Annotated in this window: 21 protein-coding genes; 15 read left to right on the forward strand and 6 right to left on the reverse strand. The window is 50.3% G+C overall.

The annotated features are described in order from the left end of the window. Positions 1-3: 3 nt before the first annotated feature. The gene (locus Q8O92_06925; GenBank protein MDP2983043.1) at positions 4-999 is read left to right on the forward strand and encodes a uroporphyrinogen decarboxylase family protein; all 996 of its coding nucleotides are present in this window, start codon (positions 4-6) and stop codon (positions 997-999) included. A gap of 77 nt (positions 1,000-1,076) precedes the next feature. Here the strand turns inward: Q8O92_06925 and Q8O92_06930 are convergent, their stop codons facing one another. Together Q8O92_06930 and Q8O92_06935 are read right to left on the reverse strand one after the other, a co-directional pair. Then, complete coding sequence (locus Q8O92_06930) at positions 1,077-1,352, reverse strand: DUF2442 domain-containing protein (protein ID MDP2983044.1); 276 nt, start codon at positions 1,350-1,352, stop codon at positions 1,077-1,079. Beyond that, on the reverse strand, positions 1,333-1,572 hold the full coding sequence (locus Q8O92_06935) for a DUF4160 domain-containing protein (protein ID MDP2983045.1): 240 nt from the start codon (positions 1,570-1,572) through the stop codon (positions 1,333-1,335). The genes Q8O92_06930 and Q8O92_06935 overlap by 20 nt, the downstream gene beginning before the upstream one ends. Before the next feature lie 270 nt (positions 1,573-1,842). Here Q8O92_06935 and Q8O92_06940 point away from each other — a divergent pair, with 270 nt between their 5' ends. From Q8O92_06940 to Q8O92_06950, 3 genes are all read left to right on the forward strand, one after another. After that, entirely contained in the window at positions 1,843-3,090 is a 1,248-nt protein-coding gene (locus tag Q8O92_06940) for a hypothetical protein (protein MDP2983046.1), read from the forward strand. 401 nt (positions 3,091-3,491) lie between these two features. Then, positions 3,492-4,862, forward strand: coding sequence for a DUF4861 family protein (locus Q8O92_06945; protein MDP2983047.1), 1,371 nt, complete (start codon positions 3,492-3,494; stop codon positions 4,860-4,862). Between the two features lie 272 nt (positions 4,863-5,134). Then, complete coding sequence (locus Q8O92_06950) at positions 5,135-6,121, forward strand: aldo/keto reductase (protein MDP2983048.1); 987 nt, start codon at positions 5,135-5,137, stop codon at positions 6,119-6,121. A 3-nt stretch (positions 6,122-6,124) separates the two neighbouring features. On the opposite strand, the gene Q8O92_06955 is transcribed toward Q8O92_06950, so the two are convergent. Continuing rightward, positions 6,125-6,919 (reverse strand): carbon-nitrogen hydrolase family protein, encoded by a 795-nt coding sequence (locus Q8O92_06955; GenBank protein ID MDP2983049.1) that lies wholly within the window; start codon positions 6,917-6,919, stop codon positions 6,125-6,127. A gap of 247 nt (positions 6,920-7,166) precedes the next feature. Between Q8O92_06955 and Q8O92_06960 the strand changes: the two genes are divergently transcribed. Continuing rightward, positions 7,167-7,496, forward strand: coding sequence for a hypothetical protein (locus Q8O92_06960; GenBank protein ID MDP2983050.1), 330 nt, complete (start codon positions 7,167-7,169; stop codon positions 7,494-7,496). Next, positions 7,484-7,723, forward strand: a complete 240-nt coding sequence (locus Q8O92_06965; GenBank protein ID MDP2983051.1) for a DUF2283 domain-containing protein — start codon at positions 7,484-7,486, stop codon at positions 7,721-7,723. The genes Q8O92_06960 and Q8O92_06965 overlap by 13 nt, the downstream gene beginning before the upstream one ends. Positions 7,724-7,781: 58 nt before the next feature. Here the strand turns inward: Q8O92_06965 and Q8O92_06970 are convergent, their stop codons facing one another. The 3 genes from Q8O92_06970 to Q8O92_06980 all read right to left on the reverse strand — a co-directional run bounded on the left by Q8O92_06970 (position 7,782) and on the right by Q8O92_06980 (position 9,519). Continuing rightward, positions 7,782-9,038 carry a uroporphyrinogen decarboxylase family protein gene (locus tag Q8O92_06970; protein MDP2983052.1) on the reverse strand — a complete coding sequence of 419 codons (1,257 nt, stop codon included), beginning with the start codon at positions 9,036-9,038 and terminating at the stop codon, positions 7,782-7,784. Next, positions 9,016-9,171, reverse strand: coding sequence for a DUF86 domain-containing protein (locus Q8O92_06975; GenBank protein ID MDP2983053.1), 156 nt, complete (start codon positions 9,169-9,171; stop codon positions 9,016-9,018). The genes Q8O92_06970 and Q8O92_06975 overlap by 23 nt, the downstream gene beginning before the upstream one ends. Positions 9,172-9,237: 66 nt before the next feature. Next, positions 9,238-9,519, reverse strand: a complete 282-nt coding sequence (locus Q8O92_06980; protein ID MDP2983054.1) for a nucleotidyltransferase family protein — start codon at positions 9,517-9,519, stop codon at positions 9,238-9,240. Positions 9,520-10,085: 566 nt separating this feature from the next. On the opposite strand from Q8O92_06980, the gene thrS reads away from it, so the two are divergent. The 9 genes from thrS to xseA all read left to right on the forward strand — a co-directional run. Then, complete coding sequence (gene thrS / locus Q8O92_06985; GenBank protein MDP2983055.1) at positions 10,086-11,999, forward strand: threonine--tRNA ligase; 1,914 nt, start codon at positions 10,086-10,088, stop codon at positions 11,997-11,999. A 26-nt stretch (positions 12,000-12,025) separates the two neighbouring features. After that, a complete protein-coding gene (gene infC, locus Q8O92_06990; protein MDP2983056.1) occupies positions 12,026-12,535 on the forward strand; it encodes a translation initiation factor IF-3 in 510 nt (169 codons plus the stop codon). Between the two features lie 178 nt (positions 12,536-12,713). After that, the gene (gene rpmI, locus Q8O92_06995) at positions 12,714-12,905 is read left to right on the forward strand and encodes a 50S ribosomal protein L35 (protein MDP2983057.1); all 192 of its coding nucleotides are present in this window, start codon (positions 12,714-12,716) and stop codon (positions 12,903-12,905) included. A gap of 15 nt (positions 12,906-12,920) precedes the next feature. Then, the gene (gene rplT / locus Q8O92_07000) at positions 12,921-13,274 is read left to right on the forward strand and encodes a 50S ribosomal protein L20 (GenBank protein MDP2983058.1); all 354 of its coding nucleotides are present in this window, start codon (positions 12,921-12,923) and stop codon (positions 13,272-13,274) included. 228 nt (positions 13,275-13,502) lie between these two features. Further along, complete coding sequence (locus Q8O92_07005) at positions 13,503-13,802, forward strand: hypothetical protein (GenBank protein ID MDP2983059.1); 300 nt, start codon at positions 13,503-13,505, stop codon at positions 13,800-13,802. Positions 13,803-13,829: 27 nt separating this feature from the next. Beyond that, positions 13,830-14,105: a cell division protein ZapA gene (locus tag Q8O92_07010; protein ID MDP2983060.1), complete on the forward strand. Its 276-nt coding sequence runs from the start codon at positions 13,830-13,832 to the stop codon at positions 14,103-14,105. Positions 14,106-14,264: 159 nt separating this feature from the next. Then, positions 14,265-15,836: a ribonuclease Y gene (rny, locus tag Q8O92_07015; GenBank protein MDP2983061.1), complete on the forward strand. Its 1,572-nt coding sequence runs from the start codon at positions 14,265-14,267 to the stop codon at positions 15,834-15,836. Positions 15,837-15,844: 8 nt separating this feature from the next. Then, positions 15,845-16,630: a TIGR00282 family metallophosphoesterase gene (locus Q8O92_07020; GenBank protein ID MDP2983062.1), complete on the forward strand. Its 786-nt coding sequence runs from the start codon at positions 15,845-15,847 to the stop codon at positions 16,628-16,630. A 7-nt stretch (positions 16,631-16,637) separates the two neighbouring features. Next, on the forward strand, positions 16,638-17,389 hold a 752-nt coding region (gene xseA / locus Q8O92_07025), incomplete at its 3' end, for an exodeoxyribonuclease VII large subunit (protein ID MDP2983063.1).

The following is a 17,389-nucleotide window of genomic DNA, read 5'->3' on the forward strand; positions in this document are numbered from 1 at the left end:
ACCATGAAACCGCGCGATATATTTTTACAGGCGCTGGAGAGAAAACCGACGTCCCGGCCGGCAACAGGCAGCGCCACTTCCATAGTCACAGTCGACCTGATGGAGAAAACCGGTTTCTTCTTTCCCGATGTGCACTTTGATCCGGGAAAGATGGCCGGGCTTGCGGAGGCAGGGTATACAGAGCTTGGCTTCGATAATGTCATGCCCCTGTTCAGTGTCAGTCACGAATCGGCGGCCCTGGGCTGCCGGACCGACTGGGGAAGCATCGACAAGATGCCGGACTGCCGCGGAGGGTTGTACGGGATCGAGGATGAGATCATCATCCCGCCGGATTTTCTTGCCAGGCCGGAATGCCGTGTTCCGCTTCGAGCGCTTGAAATTCTGAAAAAACGGCATGGCAGCGAGGTCGCGGTGGTCGGGAAGGTATTCGGCCCCTGGACTCTTGGGTATCACCTGTTCGGAGTGGAGGAATTCCTGATCAACACCATTCTTAATCCGGATGCGGTGAAATGTGCGATCTCAACCCTGAAAGAGGTTACTGTCGCTTTCGGGAAAGCGCAGATCGAGGCAGGCGCGGACGCCCTGACCCTGGGCGACCATGCCACCAGGGACCTCTGCTCGCCGCTTGCGTACCGTGATTTTCTGAAAGATGTCCATTTTGAGATCAACGAACGCCTTGCCTGCCCCATAATCCTGCATATCTGCGGGGAAACCGGCGACCGTATCGGGTATATCCGTGAGACTGGCGTCGCCTGTTTTCATTTCGATTCCAAAGTCCCGGCCGGAACCGCCCGCGAACTGGCTGGTGAGAAGCTCTCGCTCATGGGCGGCACGAGCAATTTCGACATAATCCTGAAGGGTACTCCCGAATCCATCGCCGCGGATGTGCGAAAGAAAAAGGCTGTCGGCATCGATATCATCGGCCCGGAATGCGCGGTCCCGCTCAATGCGCCATGGAAAAACCTGATGATGATAGCGGAGGAAGTAAAGAGGGGGTGAAGAGGGGAACTGAAAGCCACGATTCAGTATATCGGGCAATTCCTTTTTATGCCCAGTCTCAGAAATATTTTTTTTCGTCAAATAGATTTCGCTACATGTTTAGCACGACGCGCAGGCGTTCCACAGAGCATCCCATTGGCGCTGATGTCCTCATCTATATCAGGCCAATGAACTCCTTCTCCGTTTCCCATGATCTCAAAGTTTTTTCGTTGCTCTGGTGTTGCTTCCGATAAACGCCATGACCACGCCAACGGCACGCTCACCGTCCTGCCATCCGCCAATTGCGCTTTAATGCTCTCATTCGTCACTTTCAATCCTATAATACGCGGCTCGCTATTCGCCACAGTGTTCATTCCATGCCTCCAAGATATTCTCCAAGTGTCTGACAATAAGGGCGCGAATACGATTCAATTCTGCCGGTGGGAATCCATCGTTGGCAGCCAGGGCTACCGGCTCAAGCCAAAACTTACACAACATGCGTTCACGGCGAACGTGAACGTGTTTTGACTCATTGCAGTCAAAACTGTAGAAAAATAGACGGTACGGACCAGGAATACCGTGAACGGTAGGCATCAAGTCCTCATCTGCCGGTCGAATATAAGTCATCTATACTTTATGCAGACATTATAGCAATATTCTCTTAAAAGTCAAGCTGATTCCACATGGATTCATAATCCTGAGCCACCGGAACGGAGTTCCCCTTACCCACTTGGAGAGGAGGTTTAGGGAATGCGGGTGTTTTTCCCGCTTGCAAAAATCCTTGCGTCTTTTTATCTTCTATTCACTTACACCGTTGAGAAACGCTGCGCCCCCATCCTCTTCACCCACTCAAGGAGGAGAACAATGCTTTCGTCCCTTTACAAAGGTCTGCTTTTGCTTATTGTTTTCCTGCTGATAATCGGTCTGGCTTCATGTTCGAAAAAAGCTCCCGAAAAGGCAGTGCAACCGCCGCCCCCTCCGAACAGCCTTCTGGCTCTGAAAAACGCGCTAACCGACTCCACCAAACGTCCCATAATCCCCAGGCAGGTCGGAAAAGAGAATAAACAGCTCATAACCCTCGCCGGAATGGATCCTTCCGGGCCGCAGTTGGTCATCGATCCCGCACTGGCCGGAAGGGTCATGGGTGTTTCCTTTGACGGGGATAACGGCGACAACCTCTTCTGGGTAGATAAGTCCATCCTCGATGGAAGTTACTTCAGCGCCAAACCGCCGAGCTGGAACGCCGGAGGTCTCCGTACCTGGCTGTCTCCCGAAGACCTGTTTTTCCTGCCGGAGGACAAGGATGCGAAGAAGTGGTTTGTGCCCGCCGAGCTCGACCCGGCGCCCTATACAGTGTATGCTCAGGGTAAAGGCGAAGTTACCCTTCAGCTTACCACAAGCATCAAATCCAACATGGGGAAGACCTATAACCTTCTCCTCACCCGCCGTATCCAGCTTGTTCCTTTCTATACCGATTCGGTCGGGACGGTGTTGCCGAAGGACCTCAAGTATGTAGGCATAAATCTCTTCCATTCCATGCAGAATCTATCCGATGGAATAATCGGCAAGGACATGCCCTATATCTGCCTCTGGAGCCTTCTCCAGATGAATCCCTCCGGGACCATGCTCATCCCCCTCGCCAAAAAAGCCGACCCAAAGAGGGCATACCGCGACTATTTCAATCCGCTGGGGCCGGACCGTATTGCCATCGAGAACAATATCATCTCGGTGAAGATCGACGGGAAATACCGCTCAAAGATCGGTGTGAACGCTAAAGCCGCCGGGCCTGGTATCGCATACCTTAAGGATGAGGGCAGCGGCCAGGGAATACTGTTCGTCCAACTTTTCACGGTCGATCCTAAAGGGATCTATGTAGACAAGCCCTGGGGCAAGAAGAGCGATTACGGCGACGCTATCGAGATGTACAATGATGACGGCAACATGGGCGGTTTCACCGAAATGGAGTGCCACAGCCCGGCGAAAAAAATGGCCAGGGGTGAGTCGGAATTTCATGAACTCCACCTGCACATTTTCAAGGGACCTATACCCGAACTCCATAAAATCGGCTCTTTGCTCCTTTCGACCGATATTTCCAAGGCGAAATATTATTAAAAAGCAGAATACAGGAGTCAGAATAAAAGACAATTTCTCGCAAAGTTCGCAAAGTTCGCAAAGAAAGAAATGAAGATGTCTGAACCACGGATAGCCGGGATTGAAGGACAGGATAAAGAGACAAAGACAGGATGAAAAGATATTTTCCCTCTTCTGTATTTTGTATACTTTCTTTATCGCTTTTGCGTCTGGATAAATTTATTTACATCCCGTTTATCCGTTCATCCTGACCATCCGTGGTTCAGACAATCTTTCTGTCTTTTCATCATCTTCTATCACTCACATCACACAAATCAGTGGTTCAGACAATCCTTCATCCTTTTCTTTCCTTTTGACTTTTGCCCCCGGAAAATGTATCCTGTATAGAGCATATTTGGAGAAACCGATGAAGGAGGATTAAATTGAAATATCTTACCGTGTTCTTGCTGATAGTTCTCTTTCCTTTCCACGCCGGGTCACAATCCAGGGGACCGGATTATCAATGGTATACCGAAGGCAATTACATTCCCGCAACACGGGTGAAAGTTGTGTTGAAAAATGTTCTTGATTTCGGCCGTACATACTGTCCGGTAATCATCCCTCGAAAAGATTTTCCCATCCCCAATATCAGCGATTTTTACGTGACTGTCGTCGACCCTTCCCTGCCATCGGACACGGAACCGACCGAGGCGGAGATAAAAGCTGTCGGCGGCTGGAAAACCCGTCAGGAAACCAACGGCCATTATCTTCGGTATCAGCTCGACGATCTTGACAAGGACGGGCTATGGGATGAACTGTATTTTGCCTGTGATATAAAGCCAAAGGAAACAAAAACTGTTTATGTATATGTGCAACCGCCTCAGCAATTATGGCTTCGAGGGCTTTACAGACATGAAACACATTGCATCATAGGCAATTACGAACGCAATTTTATACCCTGGTGGGAATCGGAAGTGATCGGATGGAAAATCGCCACCCTTACCGATGTGGATTTATTCGGCAAGCGGGAACGTATCATGATAACGCCAATGGAATGCATCGAAAACTGGGCCGGGTATAACAGGCCGTATAGATACGGCCTGGACATTCTCCTTGTCGGCAGCACTTTTGGAGCAGCCGGGCTCTGCCTTTTTGAAGAGCCGGCCATTCCCGATTCGGTTTCACGGCCAAGATTCAGCCCCACGAGCAAAGAGGGGCAGTATTATAATACACGGTATTCGCGGGATGTTGTGGTCAACGGCCCCATGAGAAGCATAATCCTTGTCCGAACCATGGACTGGCGTTCCGGAAAAGGATTGTATGCTCTCGACCAATACTATACCGCTTACGCCGATAAATATTATTCGACCTGCAAGGCGGTATTTAAAACCTTCGTTCCGGAGGAAAAGAAAACGCTTTTCGGCTGCGGCATGAGAGCCATTATGGATCAATACGACTACTACCAGAAAGGCGGCACGGTCATTTCTTACGGGAAAAATGTCGTCATCGAGTCGCCCAGTCCCGATGAAAAAGGGCAGGAAAAGGTGCGGGCTGTTCTTGATTTTGAAGGTCTCGCGCTTGTGGTCAAAGACAAATACAAACCGCAGTACCAGTATGTTAAATCCTATGGCGGAAACCATTGTTTCAGGATACCGGTTAATGACGAAAAGACCTTTGAATATCTTTTCGCCGGCGCATGGAGCGAGGGGCTCGACAATAAAAATCGGGAAGCTTTCCAGGATTATGTATTGAAGGCCGCCCAGGAATTCAATAATCCGCTGGACATCGTTGAATACACCATTGAAAAGAAATAGTTATTTCGTCTTTTCAAACCACTATATATGACGACATAATTATTGCTCATGTTTTGAGTGATTAGATCCTGAAACGAGTTCAGGATGACACGTGCACTTCGACAAGCTCAGTGCTCGGTCAGCGGACTCAGAGCCTGTCGAAGAGTCCGCTACATCCTGAACTCGTTTCAGGATCTAATTTTAAATCACGGCACAATATTTTTAAATTCAAAAGAAGCAACTATTCTTTTCCCCTCGCCCGCTTACGGGAGAGGGGGCAGGGGGTGAGGGAAATGAACAGGCGATATTTTTTCATGAGCGCGGCTGCACCCGTCCTGGCAGCATCCGGATGTTCGGTGTTATCCGGAGTGAAGATGAAGACCGGAACTATCTCCCGGAAGAAGCTGGGAAAAACCGGGATCGATGTTTCACAGTTCGGGTTCGGTTCGCACCTGAAACCCGTGCTTATCAAGAATCCGAAGCTCCGTGACCGTATGATCAAAGCAGGATTCGAGCGAGGGATTTCCACATTCGATGTATACGACCACGGCGGGTATAAACAGTTCGAGCCTATGGGCAAAAGTGTGAGGGGATTCCGAAAGGAAGCGGTGATTTCACTCTGCGCGGTAAAATCGAACAAGGAAATGCAGGCTGAGATCGATGAGGCCCTTCAGAAATTTTATACCGATTACATCGACCTGTACCGTACTCAGACGTTGAACGACGAGCGTATCGCCATCCTGGAGAAGAACAGGAAAGCCGGAAAAATCCGTGCTGTCGGAGTTGTGTCCCATGACGCTGTCCAGATGTCCGGGTTTGTGGAGAAATATAAGGATGTTCTTGATTTTGTCATGATCGTTTACAATTTCCACCATAGCATCGGCCGCCCTAAAAAAGGCTCCGGGATGCCGCCGAATGATTACTCCGCCCTCATACCCCGGTGCTCCGCACTGGGACTGGGTATACTCGGCATCAAACCCATGGGCAGCGACGACATGGTCGCCTTTGCCTTGAACAAAGGATATTATAAAAAAGGTCCCTCTCTCAGCCATGCCATGCTGAGGTATGCGTTTGCCAATGACCAGATAGACTGCGTTATGACAGCAATGAATACTTCCGGAGAGCTGGCGTCCAATCTTGAAGCAGCGTACCGGCCGGCGTTCTCCCGCGAAGAAGAAGCGCTCCTGAGGTCGCTGAACCGCGATGCAGATTCCATGCGGGCGGAATACCTTACCCCGAAGTACCGCTGGCTGGAGAGTTGGGCTGCCAGAACGGTATAATTTTTATGCTTCCCCAAGCGCCCTTGCCATTTCGTCCAGGTCATCCTTGAGGAATGCATGAGTGGCCCGATATGGGTCGATGTTCGCGGTGAGGAGCATCTCCTGGCCAAGCACCGAGGCTTCCTGGATAAGACCGTTGGGGGCGACCACAAGCGAGCGGCAATTATTGGCAGGGTGGCACATGTTCGCCGAGACGAACCACACGGTGTTCTCGGCGGCGCGCGCGGTGATGAGCGCCTCGTGTACCGGCAGTTTCCACGACATGCTCGCAAAAAAATGGTTGCACTGCGGATGGAAAACTATCTTCGCGCCACCTTTTGCCAGCATCCGCACATTCTCCGGGTATCGGAATCCCTCGAAACAGATGACAACCCCCATCGGCACGCCTTTGAAAGTGAATGCGGTAGGGCCGCTCTGCGGGAACGCATAAGCCCGGGCGTCCGCCGGGGTAAGCCTCGATTTGTGATGCACCGTGAGAAGTTCACCCTTCTCGTTTACTACTTGGGCGCTGTTGAACGGTTTCCCTCCGGGATTGGGCGTCTCAGTTCCGAAAATCACTCCCATTGCAAGCTCCTTCGCCTTCGCGCAGATGGTCTCAGACGCCCGTTCGAGCGCGTCCTCGTTCACCGGGGAGTCCGGTTCGAGCAGCCCCACGCGGTAGCCGGGGATATGCGTCTCCGGAAAGCAGAGGAGTTCCACTCCCGCTCTCACGGCTTTATCCATATATTCAAGGACTTTGTCAAGGTTTTTTCCGATGTATGGAGTCTGGGGAACTTGTGCGATGCCGATGCGAAGCATTGGGGCCTCCTGAAACGAGTTTTGATATATTCAAGGATATAACATGCTTGCATAGGAAAGAAAGGAAAACGACAGGTCAATGTCAAGACGGAAAGGGTGGATTGGGGAAAATTTACATTCTGACAGGAAGTTTGATGCATTCTTTTACTTGACAATAAGCACTGATTTCAGTATCGTTTTATGCGCGAAATATATTCTCCATACAATTGTTGTGATATCAACCGGTGAATGGGAAGGCGATGTATGGATGAAACGGTTTTATCGTTCCCGCGAAGCGGCAACGGTGATATCGAAGAATGGCGTCCGGATTCTACTTACCACTGAACGATGGACGCATATCACCGAGGGGCACTGCGAACTTGCCGGGATGAGGGAAGAAGTCCTCGATACAATTTCGAATCCATTGAAGATTTTTGCAGGCAATCAGGGAGAACTGATCGCCTTCCGCGAGATCAGGGACGGCAAGTTCCTTGTCGTGCCCTACCGAGAGATGGACCAGGAGGGGTTCATCATCACCGCCTTTCTTACAAGACGAGTCGATTCGCTCGAGAGGAGGATACAGGTATGGCCCCTATAGTAGTTGACGAATATGTTCGGATGATTTCCGCCGTGAAACACTCCCCCAAACAATCTCTTTGGTCTACATACGATCCCGAAGCGGATGTGCTGTATGTAAATTTCAAAAAACCGAGTCACGCCGACAACAGCGAATTGACTGATGACGACATCATAATACGTTACGAACATGGCGAGGTCATCGGCCTCACCATCATGAACGCCAGCAAACGCCTCCTGGGGGAATGAAGCGGCCTCCGGAAAAGGAGGCTTGTTTGGTTTGAATGTATAACCCACATGTACAATTTCATTCCTTTCCATACCTCCCATACTCCTCGCACAGCCCCGCCATCATTTCGAGCCGGTCCGGATTCACCCGCGGCGCCACACTGCACGCGGTGGAAAGGATGTAGGCGCCCCCCGGCTTTCCCCAGGCCAGACGCCGTATGATGTCCTCTCTCGCCGCGCCAAGGTCTTTCAGGAGCAGGGTATTCACCGAATCGATATTTCCTTTGATGAATACCCGGTTGTCGAGAAATTTTTTCGCTCTGTCAAGCTCGACCGTTCCGAGCGGCGGAGGGTCAAGGGTGTCGATGCCGTCGAGGCCGGTGGCTTCCATGAGGTCCAGGCGGTCGCCGATTGCGCCGCAGGTGTGGGTGTAGCAGGGCACAGAGGGGAATTCGCGCCTGATGCCGTCCCAGCAGGCCTTTTCGAACGGAAGAACATACTCCCCGTACATCTGCCGTGATATGAAACCGCCGCCTGCAAACGCCGAGCTCATAAGGATGGCGTCGACTCCCATCCGGGCCAGCTCCCGGCCGTAATATATGCAGCCTTCCGCGTACCGTCCCAGAATTGCTTTGCTCTTTTCAGGATGCGTAATGAGCGCAACGAGCGCGTTTTCGTAGCCGAGGAGTTCCATGAACTGGGTGAACGGGCTGAAGAATTCACCCTGAATGCTCACTGCCCCGCCGGTCGCTTTCTGCACAAGCTCGATGGTTCGGAATTCGGATTCCGGGAACCACTCCTCAGGCCTGGATGGACTCCGGTATCCCCGTTCGATATCATAGGAGAAATAGGGGTATTTCAGACCGCCGCAGGTATGTGGAGTCTCGTAGAAAAGACGGTCGATTTCCACCTCATCGATGGCGAGCCGTATTCGGTTGTCCTGGACGTATTCTCCCGTGACGGGATGTTTCCGGAAGGTCGCCGCCGAATCGTCCCGCGGGCAGACAGTGTACGAACCGTCTTTCCACCATACCACCTCGGCTTCCGTGCGCTCCTCGATACGCGCGATCTCCCGTGTCCAGTCCTCGGGATGTCCCGGCAGATTGACGAGGATGCCGTCGAACCGGTATCGCCTCTGCAGTGTTACCAGCGCCTCCGTGAATCCTTCCGAGCTGAACCACATGCGTGCGGGGGTCACCGGGGTATTCAGGAGGTAGTGCCCGATGGAAAGCTGGCACATCACCGGCACACGGTCGGGTTTACCCTTGCGCATGGCGATGGCCATGCGTGTTCGTGGGGTGAGGGGAGAATTATTATAGATCATGGAAAGAGTCAAGCAATTTCGTTATTTCAGTCTTTGCATCGGGGATATTGGTTGATACAATTCTCCAAACGATTTCGAGGTCTATGCCGAAATAGGCATGAATGGCAATATTCCTCAGGCCGATCATTTTTTTCCATACTTTCAATGTATTCCCCGATCATGCTCATTGACTCAAGAATATCTTCAATGAACAGCCGGTAATCTCGTTTTGTCATACCATACGCACTTCTTCCAGTATTCTACTCCTCAATTGCCGTTTCAATGCGTTTTTTGTTACTATATCCACCGGCTTTTCGAGTATTTCTTCAAGATAATCCTTCAAATCGAAAAGTTCCCATCCGACCGGTTCCGAAAATTCGACAAGAATATCCACATCACTTCCCCGGGTCTCCTCATTGCGGGCATATGACCCGAAAACACCGATGCACTTCACATGAAAACGTGCAGCGAGGACGTCTTTATGGGTTTTTAGTATGGATTCGATTTCTAGCATTCTCTTATCCTTGATGTAGCGGAATGTAAGTGTAAGTTTTCAATATTTATCTACGACGTTCAATTCTGTCTTGAATTCGGCGCAACCTGATATATGCCGCTAAGATGTCCAACGCTTATAGTATCGCACGAAATGCCTCTGCGGGCAAGGAAAATTTGGCATATCTCACAAGCACCCGGTCGGGTTTCACCCATCCGAAAAAGCTTGGCAATGTCCCGGACAGGCAACGGAAGGTTCCGATAACACTTTCTGCAACGAAGTGTTGCTGTGATAAAAGAGAAATACCTCTGCAATAGGGGAAAGCTTTTTAAATACCGACCGACTGTCAGTTAATTTTTTTTTCACCATTCAAAACCGCTCTCACTTCACAGCTCTTACCCTAAAAACCGCTTGACATATATGTTTACTTTCCCTAATTTACGTATACACTTTAATCATTTGATACAGCGTTCTGTCAAATGTGGGGAAGAATAAAAGACCATGATCCAATCCGTCATATATCGCGTACCCTCTTGTGACAGGGTGCGCTTTTTTATTTGCATAGCAGATGCGCGAAAGGGATGTGCATGATTGTTACATTTCCTGATGGGAGCACAAGGGAATTCCCGGAGAATTCAACTTTTCTCGATGTGGCGAAGTCCATAAGCGAGGGATTTGCCCGCAAGGTTCTCGCCGCCAGGGCGAATGGCGGCCTGTATGATTTGACACGACAGGTTCCGGGCGATGTTTCCGTGACCTTTTTGACTTTTGATGATGAAGAAGGACGCCGGGTGTACTGGCATTCAACCGCCCATGTCATGGCGGCGGCGGTGAAACGGCTGTTCCCGCAGGCGCGGGTTGCCATCGGCCCGTCGATAGATGACGGATTCTACTATGATTTCGATGTGGAGAAACCGTTCACTGAAGAGGACATCCAGAGAATTGAAGCTGAGATGGAAGCGGTGGTGGATGAAAATCCGTCTTTCGTTCGGGTGGATACGACCCGTGAAAAAGCAATGGACCTGTTCCGTGACGAGGGCGAAACCTACAAGATGGAGATCGCCTCCGAGCTTGGGGATGGGGTGCCAGTGAGCCTGTATCGGCTGGGACAGTTCACCGACCTTTGCCGTGGCCCTCATATTCCCGCAGCCGGAATGATCAAGGCATTCAATATCCTGAACACCGCGGGCGCCTACTGGCGGGGAGACGAGAGAAACCGTATGCTCCAGCGTATCTACGGCGTTTCGTTCCCGGATAAAAAGATGCTTTCCGAACGGCTCGTCTGGCTGGAGGAGGTAAAGAAGCGCGACCACCGTGTTCTCGGCGCCAAACTCGACCTGTTCAGTGTGGACGATGAAATCGGCCCGGGGCTGATTCTCTGGCACCCGAACGGCGCATTGATCCGTGATATTATCGAGGATTACTGGCGCAGCGAACACCGGAAACGGGGATACCATCTCGTATTTACCCCTCACATAGCTTCGGAGCGGACTTACCGTCGCTCCGGGCATCTGGAGAATTACGCCGGAAACATGTATTCACCGATGGATGTCGATGGCACTCCCTACTATGTGAAACCCATGAACTGTCCCGGGCATATCAAAATCTTCAAATCGCGGATGCGGTCATACCGGGAGCTTCCCCTGCGCCTCTGCGAGCTGGGAACGGTTTACCGGTATGAGCGTTCGGGAGTATTGCACGGCCTTCTGCGCGTCCGTGGATTTACCCAGGATGATTCGCATATTTTCTGTACTCCGGAGCAGGTGGTGGATGAAGTCAGGGGAGTTCTGAATTTTGTTGTTGAAATACTGCAAATATTTGGTTATGATTATACTGCATATCTTTCGACTCGACCTGAAAAATCCCTGGGAGACGATGATTCCTGGAATAATGCTATTGCTGCTCTGAAAAAAGCCCTTGAACAAAACAATGCGAAGTATATCATCGATCCGGGCGAGGGTGTATTCTACGGCCCCAAAATTGATATCAAGCTCAGGGATGTTCTCGGCAGGATGTGGCAGGGACCGACCATTCAGGTTGATTTTAACCTCGCCGATCGTTTCGACATAAATTATGTGGGGAATGATGGTCTGGAACACCGAGTGGTGATGATCCATCGGGTGGTTCTCGGTTCCATGGAACGCTTTGTTGGCGGGCTGATCGAGCATTTCGGCGGCGCATTTCCTATTTGGATTTCGCCGGTTCAGGTCAGTATCATGCCGATAACCGATGCCCAGCACGATTATGCCGCAGCTTTGGCGGAGCGGATGAGGGCGGCGGGAATAAGGGTCGAATTAGACCGGCGAAACGAGAAGGTAAATCGGAAGATTCGCGATGCCGAGGAAATGAAGATTCCTTACATGCTGGTGATCGGACAAAAGGAAGTGAATGCCGGAACGGTATCGGTGCGTAAGCGCGGGAAGAGTGATATCGGCGTACTACCGGAAGAAGAGATCATAACCCGTATTCGCAGGGAAAACGACGAAAAGTCACGGGATTGATAAACACTATAGAGGAGGGTTTCCCTATCAACGAGAAAAAAGTCCGAGTAAATGAACAGATTCAAATCTCACCTATACGGTTGATTGACGGAGAGGGAAAACAGGTGGGCATCGTTCCCATTGAAGAAGCCTTGCGGCTGGCAGATCAGGCGCACCTTGATCTGGTTGAGGTTTCGCCGACCGCCAAACCTCCGGTATGCCGTATCATGGACTATGGCAAGTTCAAGTATGAGATATCGAAGAAGGTAAGAACTGCCCGTAAACATCGTCATGTCATCCATGTCAAGGAAATTAAGCTGCGTTCGGAGATTTCAGAGCATGATTTCAATTTCAAGATGAAACATGCTGAAGAGTTCTTGCAGCGAGGGGACAAGGTAAAATTTACTCTCGTGTTCCGTGGTCGCGAGGCTTTGCATCGAGATATAGGGGAAGGCGTTCTGAAGAAGGTTACCCAGGCCCTTGAGGAAAAAGCGGTAATAGAATCCGGTATACGATCCGAGGGCCGTAATCTCATGATGATTGTGGCCCCGAAGTAAGACATAAAAAAAATGTATTTTGTGACAAAAAAGGCCTTTTGGGATTGATTCCCAGGCCTTTTTGTATTATTTTATAATGTTCTATTAACGGAAACTCGAAAAATACGGTGCCCTGAAGCAGTATCGGACATTGATTTTACTGATTACACCAGTCTATATAGAGTGAAAGGATTTTTCAATGCCCAAGATGAAATCTGTTAAATCAGCGGTGAAACGTTTCAGGCTGACTGCAGGCGGCCGGGTAAAACGCGGCAAGGCTTATGCCAGTCATCTTCTGAAACAGAAATCCACCAAGAGGAAGCGGAATTACCGTCGCCCCGCTTTCCTTACATCAGCAGATGAAAAGCGTATCAAGGATATGATCCTGTAAAGGAAGGAAAAATAGATGCCAAGAGTATCTTCCAGTGTGGCTTCCAAAAAAAGGAAGAACAAAGTATTAAAAATGGCCAAAGGTTTCCGGGGGGGGCGCTCCAAACTTTTCAGGACCGCTCAGGAGACCCTGGATCGCGCCCTGGTTTATTCCTACCGGGGGAGAAAAGAGCGCAAGAGAGATTTTCGCAGCCTCTGGATAGCGAGGATCAACGCCGCCGCCAAACTGAACGGGGTATCCTATTCTGTTTTGGTCGATGCCCTCTCCAAGAGTGATATCAGGCTGAACCGCAAGATGCTTGCCGATCTGGCAGTAAGAGACAGCGCAGCCTTCAAGGCAATTTTAGACATGGCTATGGCTGTCAGCTAAGCCTGATGAGTGAACCATTCCTTTTGAAAAGTCAGTGCAAGTAAAGGCCCTCTTTCCACTTGGGTGAGTTTTTGGGGAAGAGGGCCTTGTCGATATATGGCATAAGGTTTTTCTTGACAAGCTTAACATAATACCTTAAAATGTATAACGTAAAAGAGAAGAAGAAAGAATAGTGGCAGAAATCGATTCTTTCTTTGCAAAGTGGTTATCAGATAGCGGTATGAGATAATGGAAGCAAGCGACCGTTTGGAACGTTCTGTTTTACAGATAATTGAAGCATACCGACAGCTCAAGGAAGATAGGGACAGCCTTAAGAGAAAGGTGGAAACGGCGGACGGAGAACTCCGAAAGGCGAGGGAAACCATACTGAATCTCCAGCTTACCATAGAGAAATATAAGCAGACGGAACACGGTTTCCGCGATTTTACTGCCAGGAAGCATGAAATTAAGGAACACATAGAAGCGATTATTCAAAGAATAGATGCATTTGAAGCACGGAATACCATTGATGTGATCACGAACGTTTGAGACAAAAGCTCTTCAAAGTAGTCCGGTATGAACGAATCATATAAAACCACATTAATAAAGATCATGGGGGAGGAATACCCCATCAAAAGCGATGCCGATTCAGAATACATGCAGAATCTTGCACGGTATGTTGAGGAAAAAATTTTGAGTATATCCTCCAAGATCAAACTTCCTCCTCATCTTAAACCCGAAATTCTGGCGGCGCTTGTCATAGCGGATGAATATTTCAGCGAGAAACAGAAAAACGCTGAAGTAGATCGAAAATTAAATAAATTAATGTTGGTTCTCGAGGAAAACTTTTGATAAAGAGCTTTAAGGCTGATTGAGAAATCGATTTTGTTTTTGATTTTTATTTACCTTAGCCACCGTTCGTGATTCACTGAGTTCTGTGAGAACTTTTGTTGAACCATACGGTGGATTTTTTTGTCTGGATGATACAATGAGGTTTCAGGGGGAGATATCATGAGTATAACAGTGATTATTATCGTTGTCTTTGTTTCTCTGGTAGTGGGGCTGGGAGTATTTATCCTGGGATGGATTGCAGCGAACAAGGTCAATCATGCGAAAATGAACAACGCGGAAGCCTATGCCAAAAAGATTACCGAAGATGCAGCGCGTGAATCGGAAAACATCAAAAAAGCCGCTGTTCTTGATGCAAAGGATGAATGGTATAAGGAGCGGACGCGCTTCGAGAAGGAAACCCGCGATACCCGTCAGGAAATCGAAAAGCTGGAACAGCTCCTCCACGACCGTGAGCGGAAGCTGGATAAGAAGGTAGATATTCTCAATGCCAAGGAACGTAATATTATTATAAAGGAGCGGGAAATCGCCGCCAAAGAAAAGTCGCTGCGGGTGAAAACCGAGCAGTTGAATCAGCTTTTCGTGGAACAGAATGAGAAGCTGGAGCATATTTCCGGAATGACAGCCGATGAGGCAAAAGAGCTTCTCATGGCCAATCTGGAAAAAGAGGTGAAAATCCAGGCCGCCAGACTGGCCAAGGATATCCGCGACCAGGCCATCCGCGACGCCGAGAAGGAAGCCAAGGAGATCGTGATACGTTCCATCCAGCGGTGTGCGGCAGAGCATACCGTCGAATCTTCCGTTTCCGTGGTTCCCCTGCCGAACGATGAAATGAAAGGCCGTATCATAGGCCGTGAAGGCCGCAACATACGGTCATTTGAAACGGCCACCGGTGTGGATGTCATCGTGGATGACACCCCGGAAGCCGTCATTCTCTGCGGTTTTGACCGAATACGCCGTGAAATCGCAAAAAAGTCACTGGAGAAACTGGTAGCCGATGGCCGTATTCACCCCTCACGGATCGAGGAAGTTGTGGAAAAGTCGAGAGCCGAGGTGGAGGCTTCCTTTATTGAGCTTGGAGAGAACGCCGCATTGGAATGCAAGGTGTACAATCTCCATCCCAAGCTCATCGAGCTTCTCGGTCGTTTGAACTATCGGTCCAGCTATGGCCAGAATGTTCTTCAGCATTCCATCGAGGTTTCCATTTTTGCCGGTCTCATGGCCACCGAGGTCGGTCTTGATGTGCAGACGGCCCGGAGAGCAGGGCTTCTCCACGATATCGGAAAGGCTCTCGATCATGATATGGAGGGCACCCATACGGAAATAGGTCTGATGCTGGCGAGGAAGTATAACGAGAACGAGTTCATTCAGGATGCCATTGCCTCTCTCCACGAAGATCAGGAAGCGGCCTACCTTCTATCCGCTATTGTTCAAGCGGCCGACACCATTTCCTGCGCCCGTCCGGGCGCGCGGCGGGAAGACCTGGAATCATACGTCAAGCGCCTGGAACGCCTGGAAGAGCTTGCGGATTCTTTCAACGGTGTGGAAAAGACGTATGCCATTCAGGCCGGCCGTGAAATCCGCGTTATGGTCAACACCGATATTGTCGATGATGCCCAGGCCAATCAGCTTGCCTATGACATTGCGGAAAAAATCGAGAAAGACCTTGATTATCCGGGCCAGATCAAAGTAATTGTCATACGGGAAATGCGTTCGGTTCAATATGCCAGGTAGGAGGACAAGTGAAGATACTTTTTGTCGGTGATATTTTTGGCCAGCCGGGGAAACATGCCGCCTCACGGTTCATTCCTCAGTTTGTTCGTGAAAGAAATATTGATTTCTGCGTTGTAAATGGGGAAAATGCCGCAGGAGGTTTCGGGTTGACCATGAACATCGCCGACAAACTTTTCGCCTTCGGGGTAAATGTGATCACCTCCGGGAATCATATCTTTGACCGTCAGGAAGCCTACGATTTTCTCCCCCAGTCAACCGCCATTCTCCGTCCCGCCAATTATCCTCCCAGCGTCCCGGGCCGGGGGTACACAATAGTAAAAGCAAAGAACGGAATGAAGGTTGGCGTATTGAATCTCCAGGGGAGGATTTTCATGGCGCCTATCGACGATCCGTTCCGGGTGGCTGACGATATAATTGACCGCCTCTCTGAGGAAACCCGTATTATCCTCGTGGATATTCATGCCGAGGCGACCTCCGAGAAAATGGCGCTCGGCTGGTATCTGGACGGTCGGGTTACCGCAGTAATCGGTACCCATACCCATGTCATGACCGCAGACGAACGGATTTTGCCCAAGGGCACTGCTTTCATCACCGATGTGGGGATGACCGGTCCGCATGATTCAGTGATCGGGGTAAGGATCGAGCAGTCTCTCCAAAAGCTCATGAAACAGGTTCCCGTACGTTTTTCTCCCGCCGAAAAGGGAATCAAATTCTCGGCGGTGATTATCGAGATCAATGATTCCACCGGCAAGGCGTTGGCAATCGAGCGCGTGTTTGAAGATGATGTGGAATGAACCCGAAATGTCCGGTGATGAGAGAAGGCCGACCGGCCGCCTGACAGTCACCGAATTGACCAGGCATCTCAAGGAACTGATCGAGGCAAATTTCCCCGTCGTGGCGGTCGAGGGCGAGCTTTCCAACTATGTTCACCATACTTCAGGCCATCGCTATTTCACCCTTAAGGATGATCTCAGCCAGCTTCGCTGTGTCATGTTCAAATGGCAGGGTGAGCGAATCGATTTCAAGCCCGAGGAGGGGATGAAACTCCTCGCGGTCGGGAATCTCACTGTTTATGAACGCAGCGGGCAGTATCAGCTCAATGTATTCCGCTTGCAGCCGCTGGGGCGCGGCGAACTCCTGCTCCAACTTGAAGATCTGAAAAAGAAACTGGCCGCCGAAGGGCTTTTTGAACGCAAACACCCGATTCCGCTTTATCCTTCTACTATCGGTGTTGTAACTTCGCCGACCGGCGCTGCTGTCCGCGACATTATCAGTGTGCTTACCCGCCGGGCGCCCCATGTACGGATCATTCTTCGGCCGGCCCAGGTGCAGGGCGTCGGCGCATCGGTCGATATTGCCCAGGCTGTGCAGGAACTCAACCTCTATAGCGATGCGGATGTAATCATTATCGGCAGGGGAGGGGGGTCGATCGAGGATTTATGGTGTTTCAACGAGGAAGTCGTCGTTCGCGCAATCGCCGGTTCCAGGATACCGACCATCTCGGCGGTTGGGCATGAAACCGATATCACCCTGGCGGATTTCGCCGCCGATCT

Source organism: Candidatus Latescibacter sp. (genome assembly GCA_030692375.1).
Taxonomy (GTDB): Bacteria; Latescibacterota; Latescibacteria; order Latescibacterales; family Latescibacteraceae; genus JAUYCD01.

Excerpts from the sequence above, each read along its gene's own strand:
- Q8O92_06925 (MDP2983043.1), top strand. The coding sequence starts at position 4 with ATGAAACCGCGCGATATATTTTTACAGGCGCTGGAGAGAAAACCGACG.
- Q8O92_06930 (MDP2983044.1), bottom strand. The coding sequence starts at position 1,352 with ATGAACACTGTGGCGAATAGCGAGCCGCGTATTATAGGATTGAAAGTG.
- Q8O92_06935 (MDP2983045.1), bottom strand. The coding sequence starts at position 1,572 with ATGCCTACCGTTCACGGTATTCCTGGTCCGTACCGTCTATTTTTCTAC.
- Q8O92_06940 (MDP2983046.1), top strand. The coding sequence starts at position 1,843 with ATGCTTTCGTCCCTTTACAAAGGTCTGCTTTTGCTTATTGTTTTCCTG.
- Q8O92_06950 (MDP2983048.1), top strand. The coding sequence starts at position 5,135 with ATGAACAGGCGATATTTTTTCATGAGCGCGGCTGCACCCGTCCTGGCA.
- Q8O92_06955 (MDP2983049.1), bottom strand. The coding sequence starts at position 6,919 with ATGCTTCGCATCGGCATCGCACAAGTTCCCCAGACTCCATACATCGGA.
- Q8O92_06960 (MDP2983050.1), top strand. The coding sequence starts at position 7,167 with ATGAAACGGTTTTATCGTTCCCGCGAAGCGGCAACGGTGATATCGAAG.
- Q8O92_06965 (MDP2983051.1), top strand. The coding sequence starts at position 7,484 with ATGGCCCCTATAGTAGTTGACGAATATGTTCGGATGATTTCCGCCGTG.
- Q8O92_06980 (MDP2983054.1), bottom strand. The coding sequence starts at position 9,519 with ATGCTAGAAATCGAATCCATACTAAAAACCCATAAAGACGTCCTCGCT.
- thrS (MDP2983055.1), top strand. The coding sequence starts at position 10,086 with ATGATTGTTACATTTCCTGATGGGAGCACAAGGGAATTCCCGGAGAAT.
- rpmI (MDP2983057.1), top strand. The coding sequence starts at position 12,714 with ATGCCCAAGATGAAATCTGTTAAATCAGCGGTGAAACGTTTCAGGCTG.
- rplT (MDP2983058.1), top strand. The coding sequence starts at position 12,921 with ATGCCAAGAGTATCTTCCAGTGTGGCTTCCAAAAAAAGGAAGAACAAA.
- Q8O92_07005 (MDP2983059.1), top strand. The coding sequence starts at position 13,503 with ATGGAAGCAAGCGACCGTTTGGAACGTTCTGTTTTACAGATAATTGAA.
- Q8O92_07010 (MDP2983060.1), top strand. The coding sequence starts at position 13,830 with ATGAACGAATCATATAAAACCACATTAATAAAGATCATGGGGGAGGAA.
- rny (MDP2983061.1), top strand. The coding sequence starts at position 14,265 with ATGAGTATAACAGTGATTATTATCGTTGTCTTTGTTTCTCTGGTAGTG.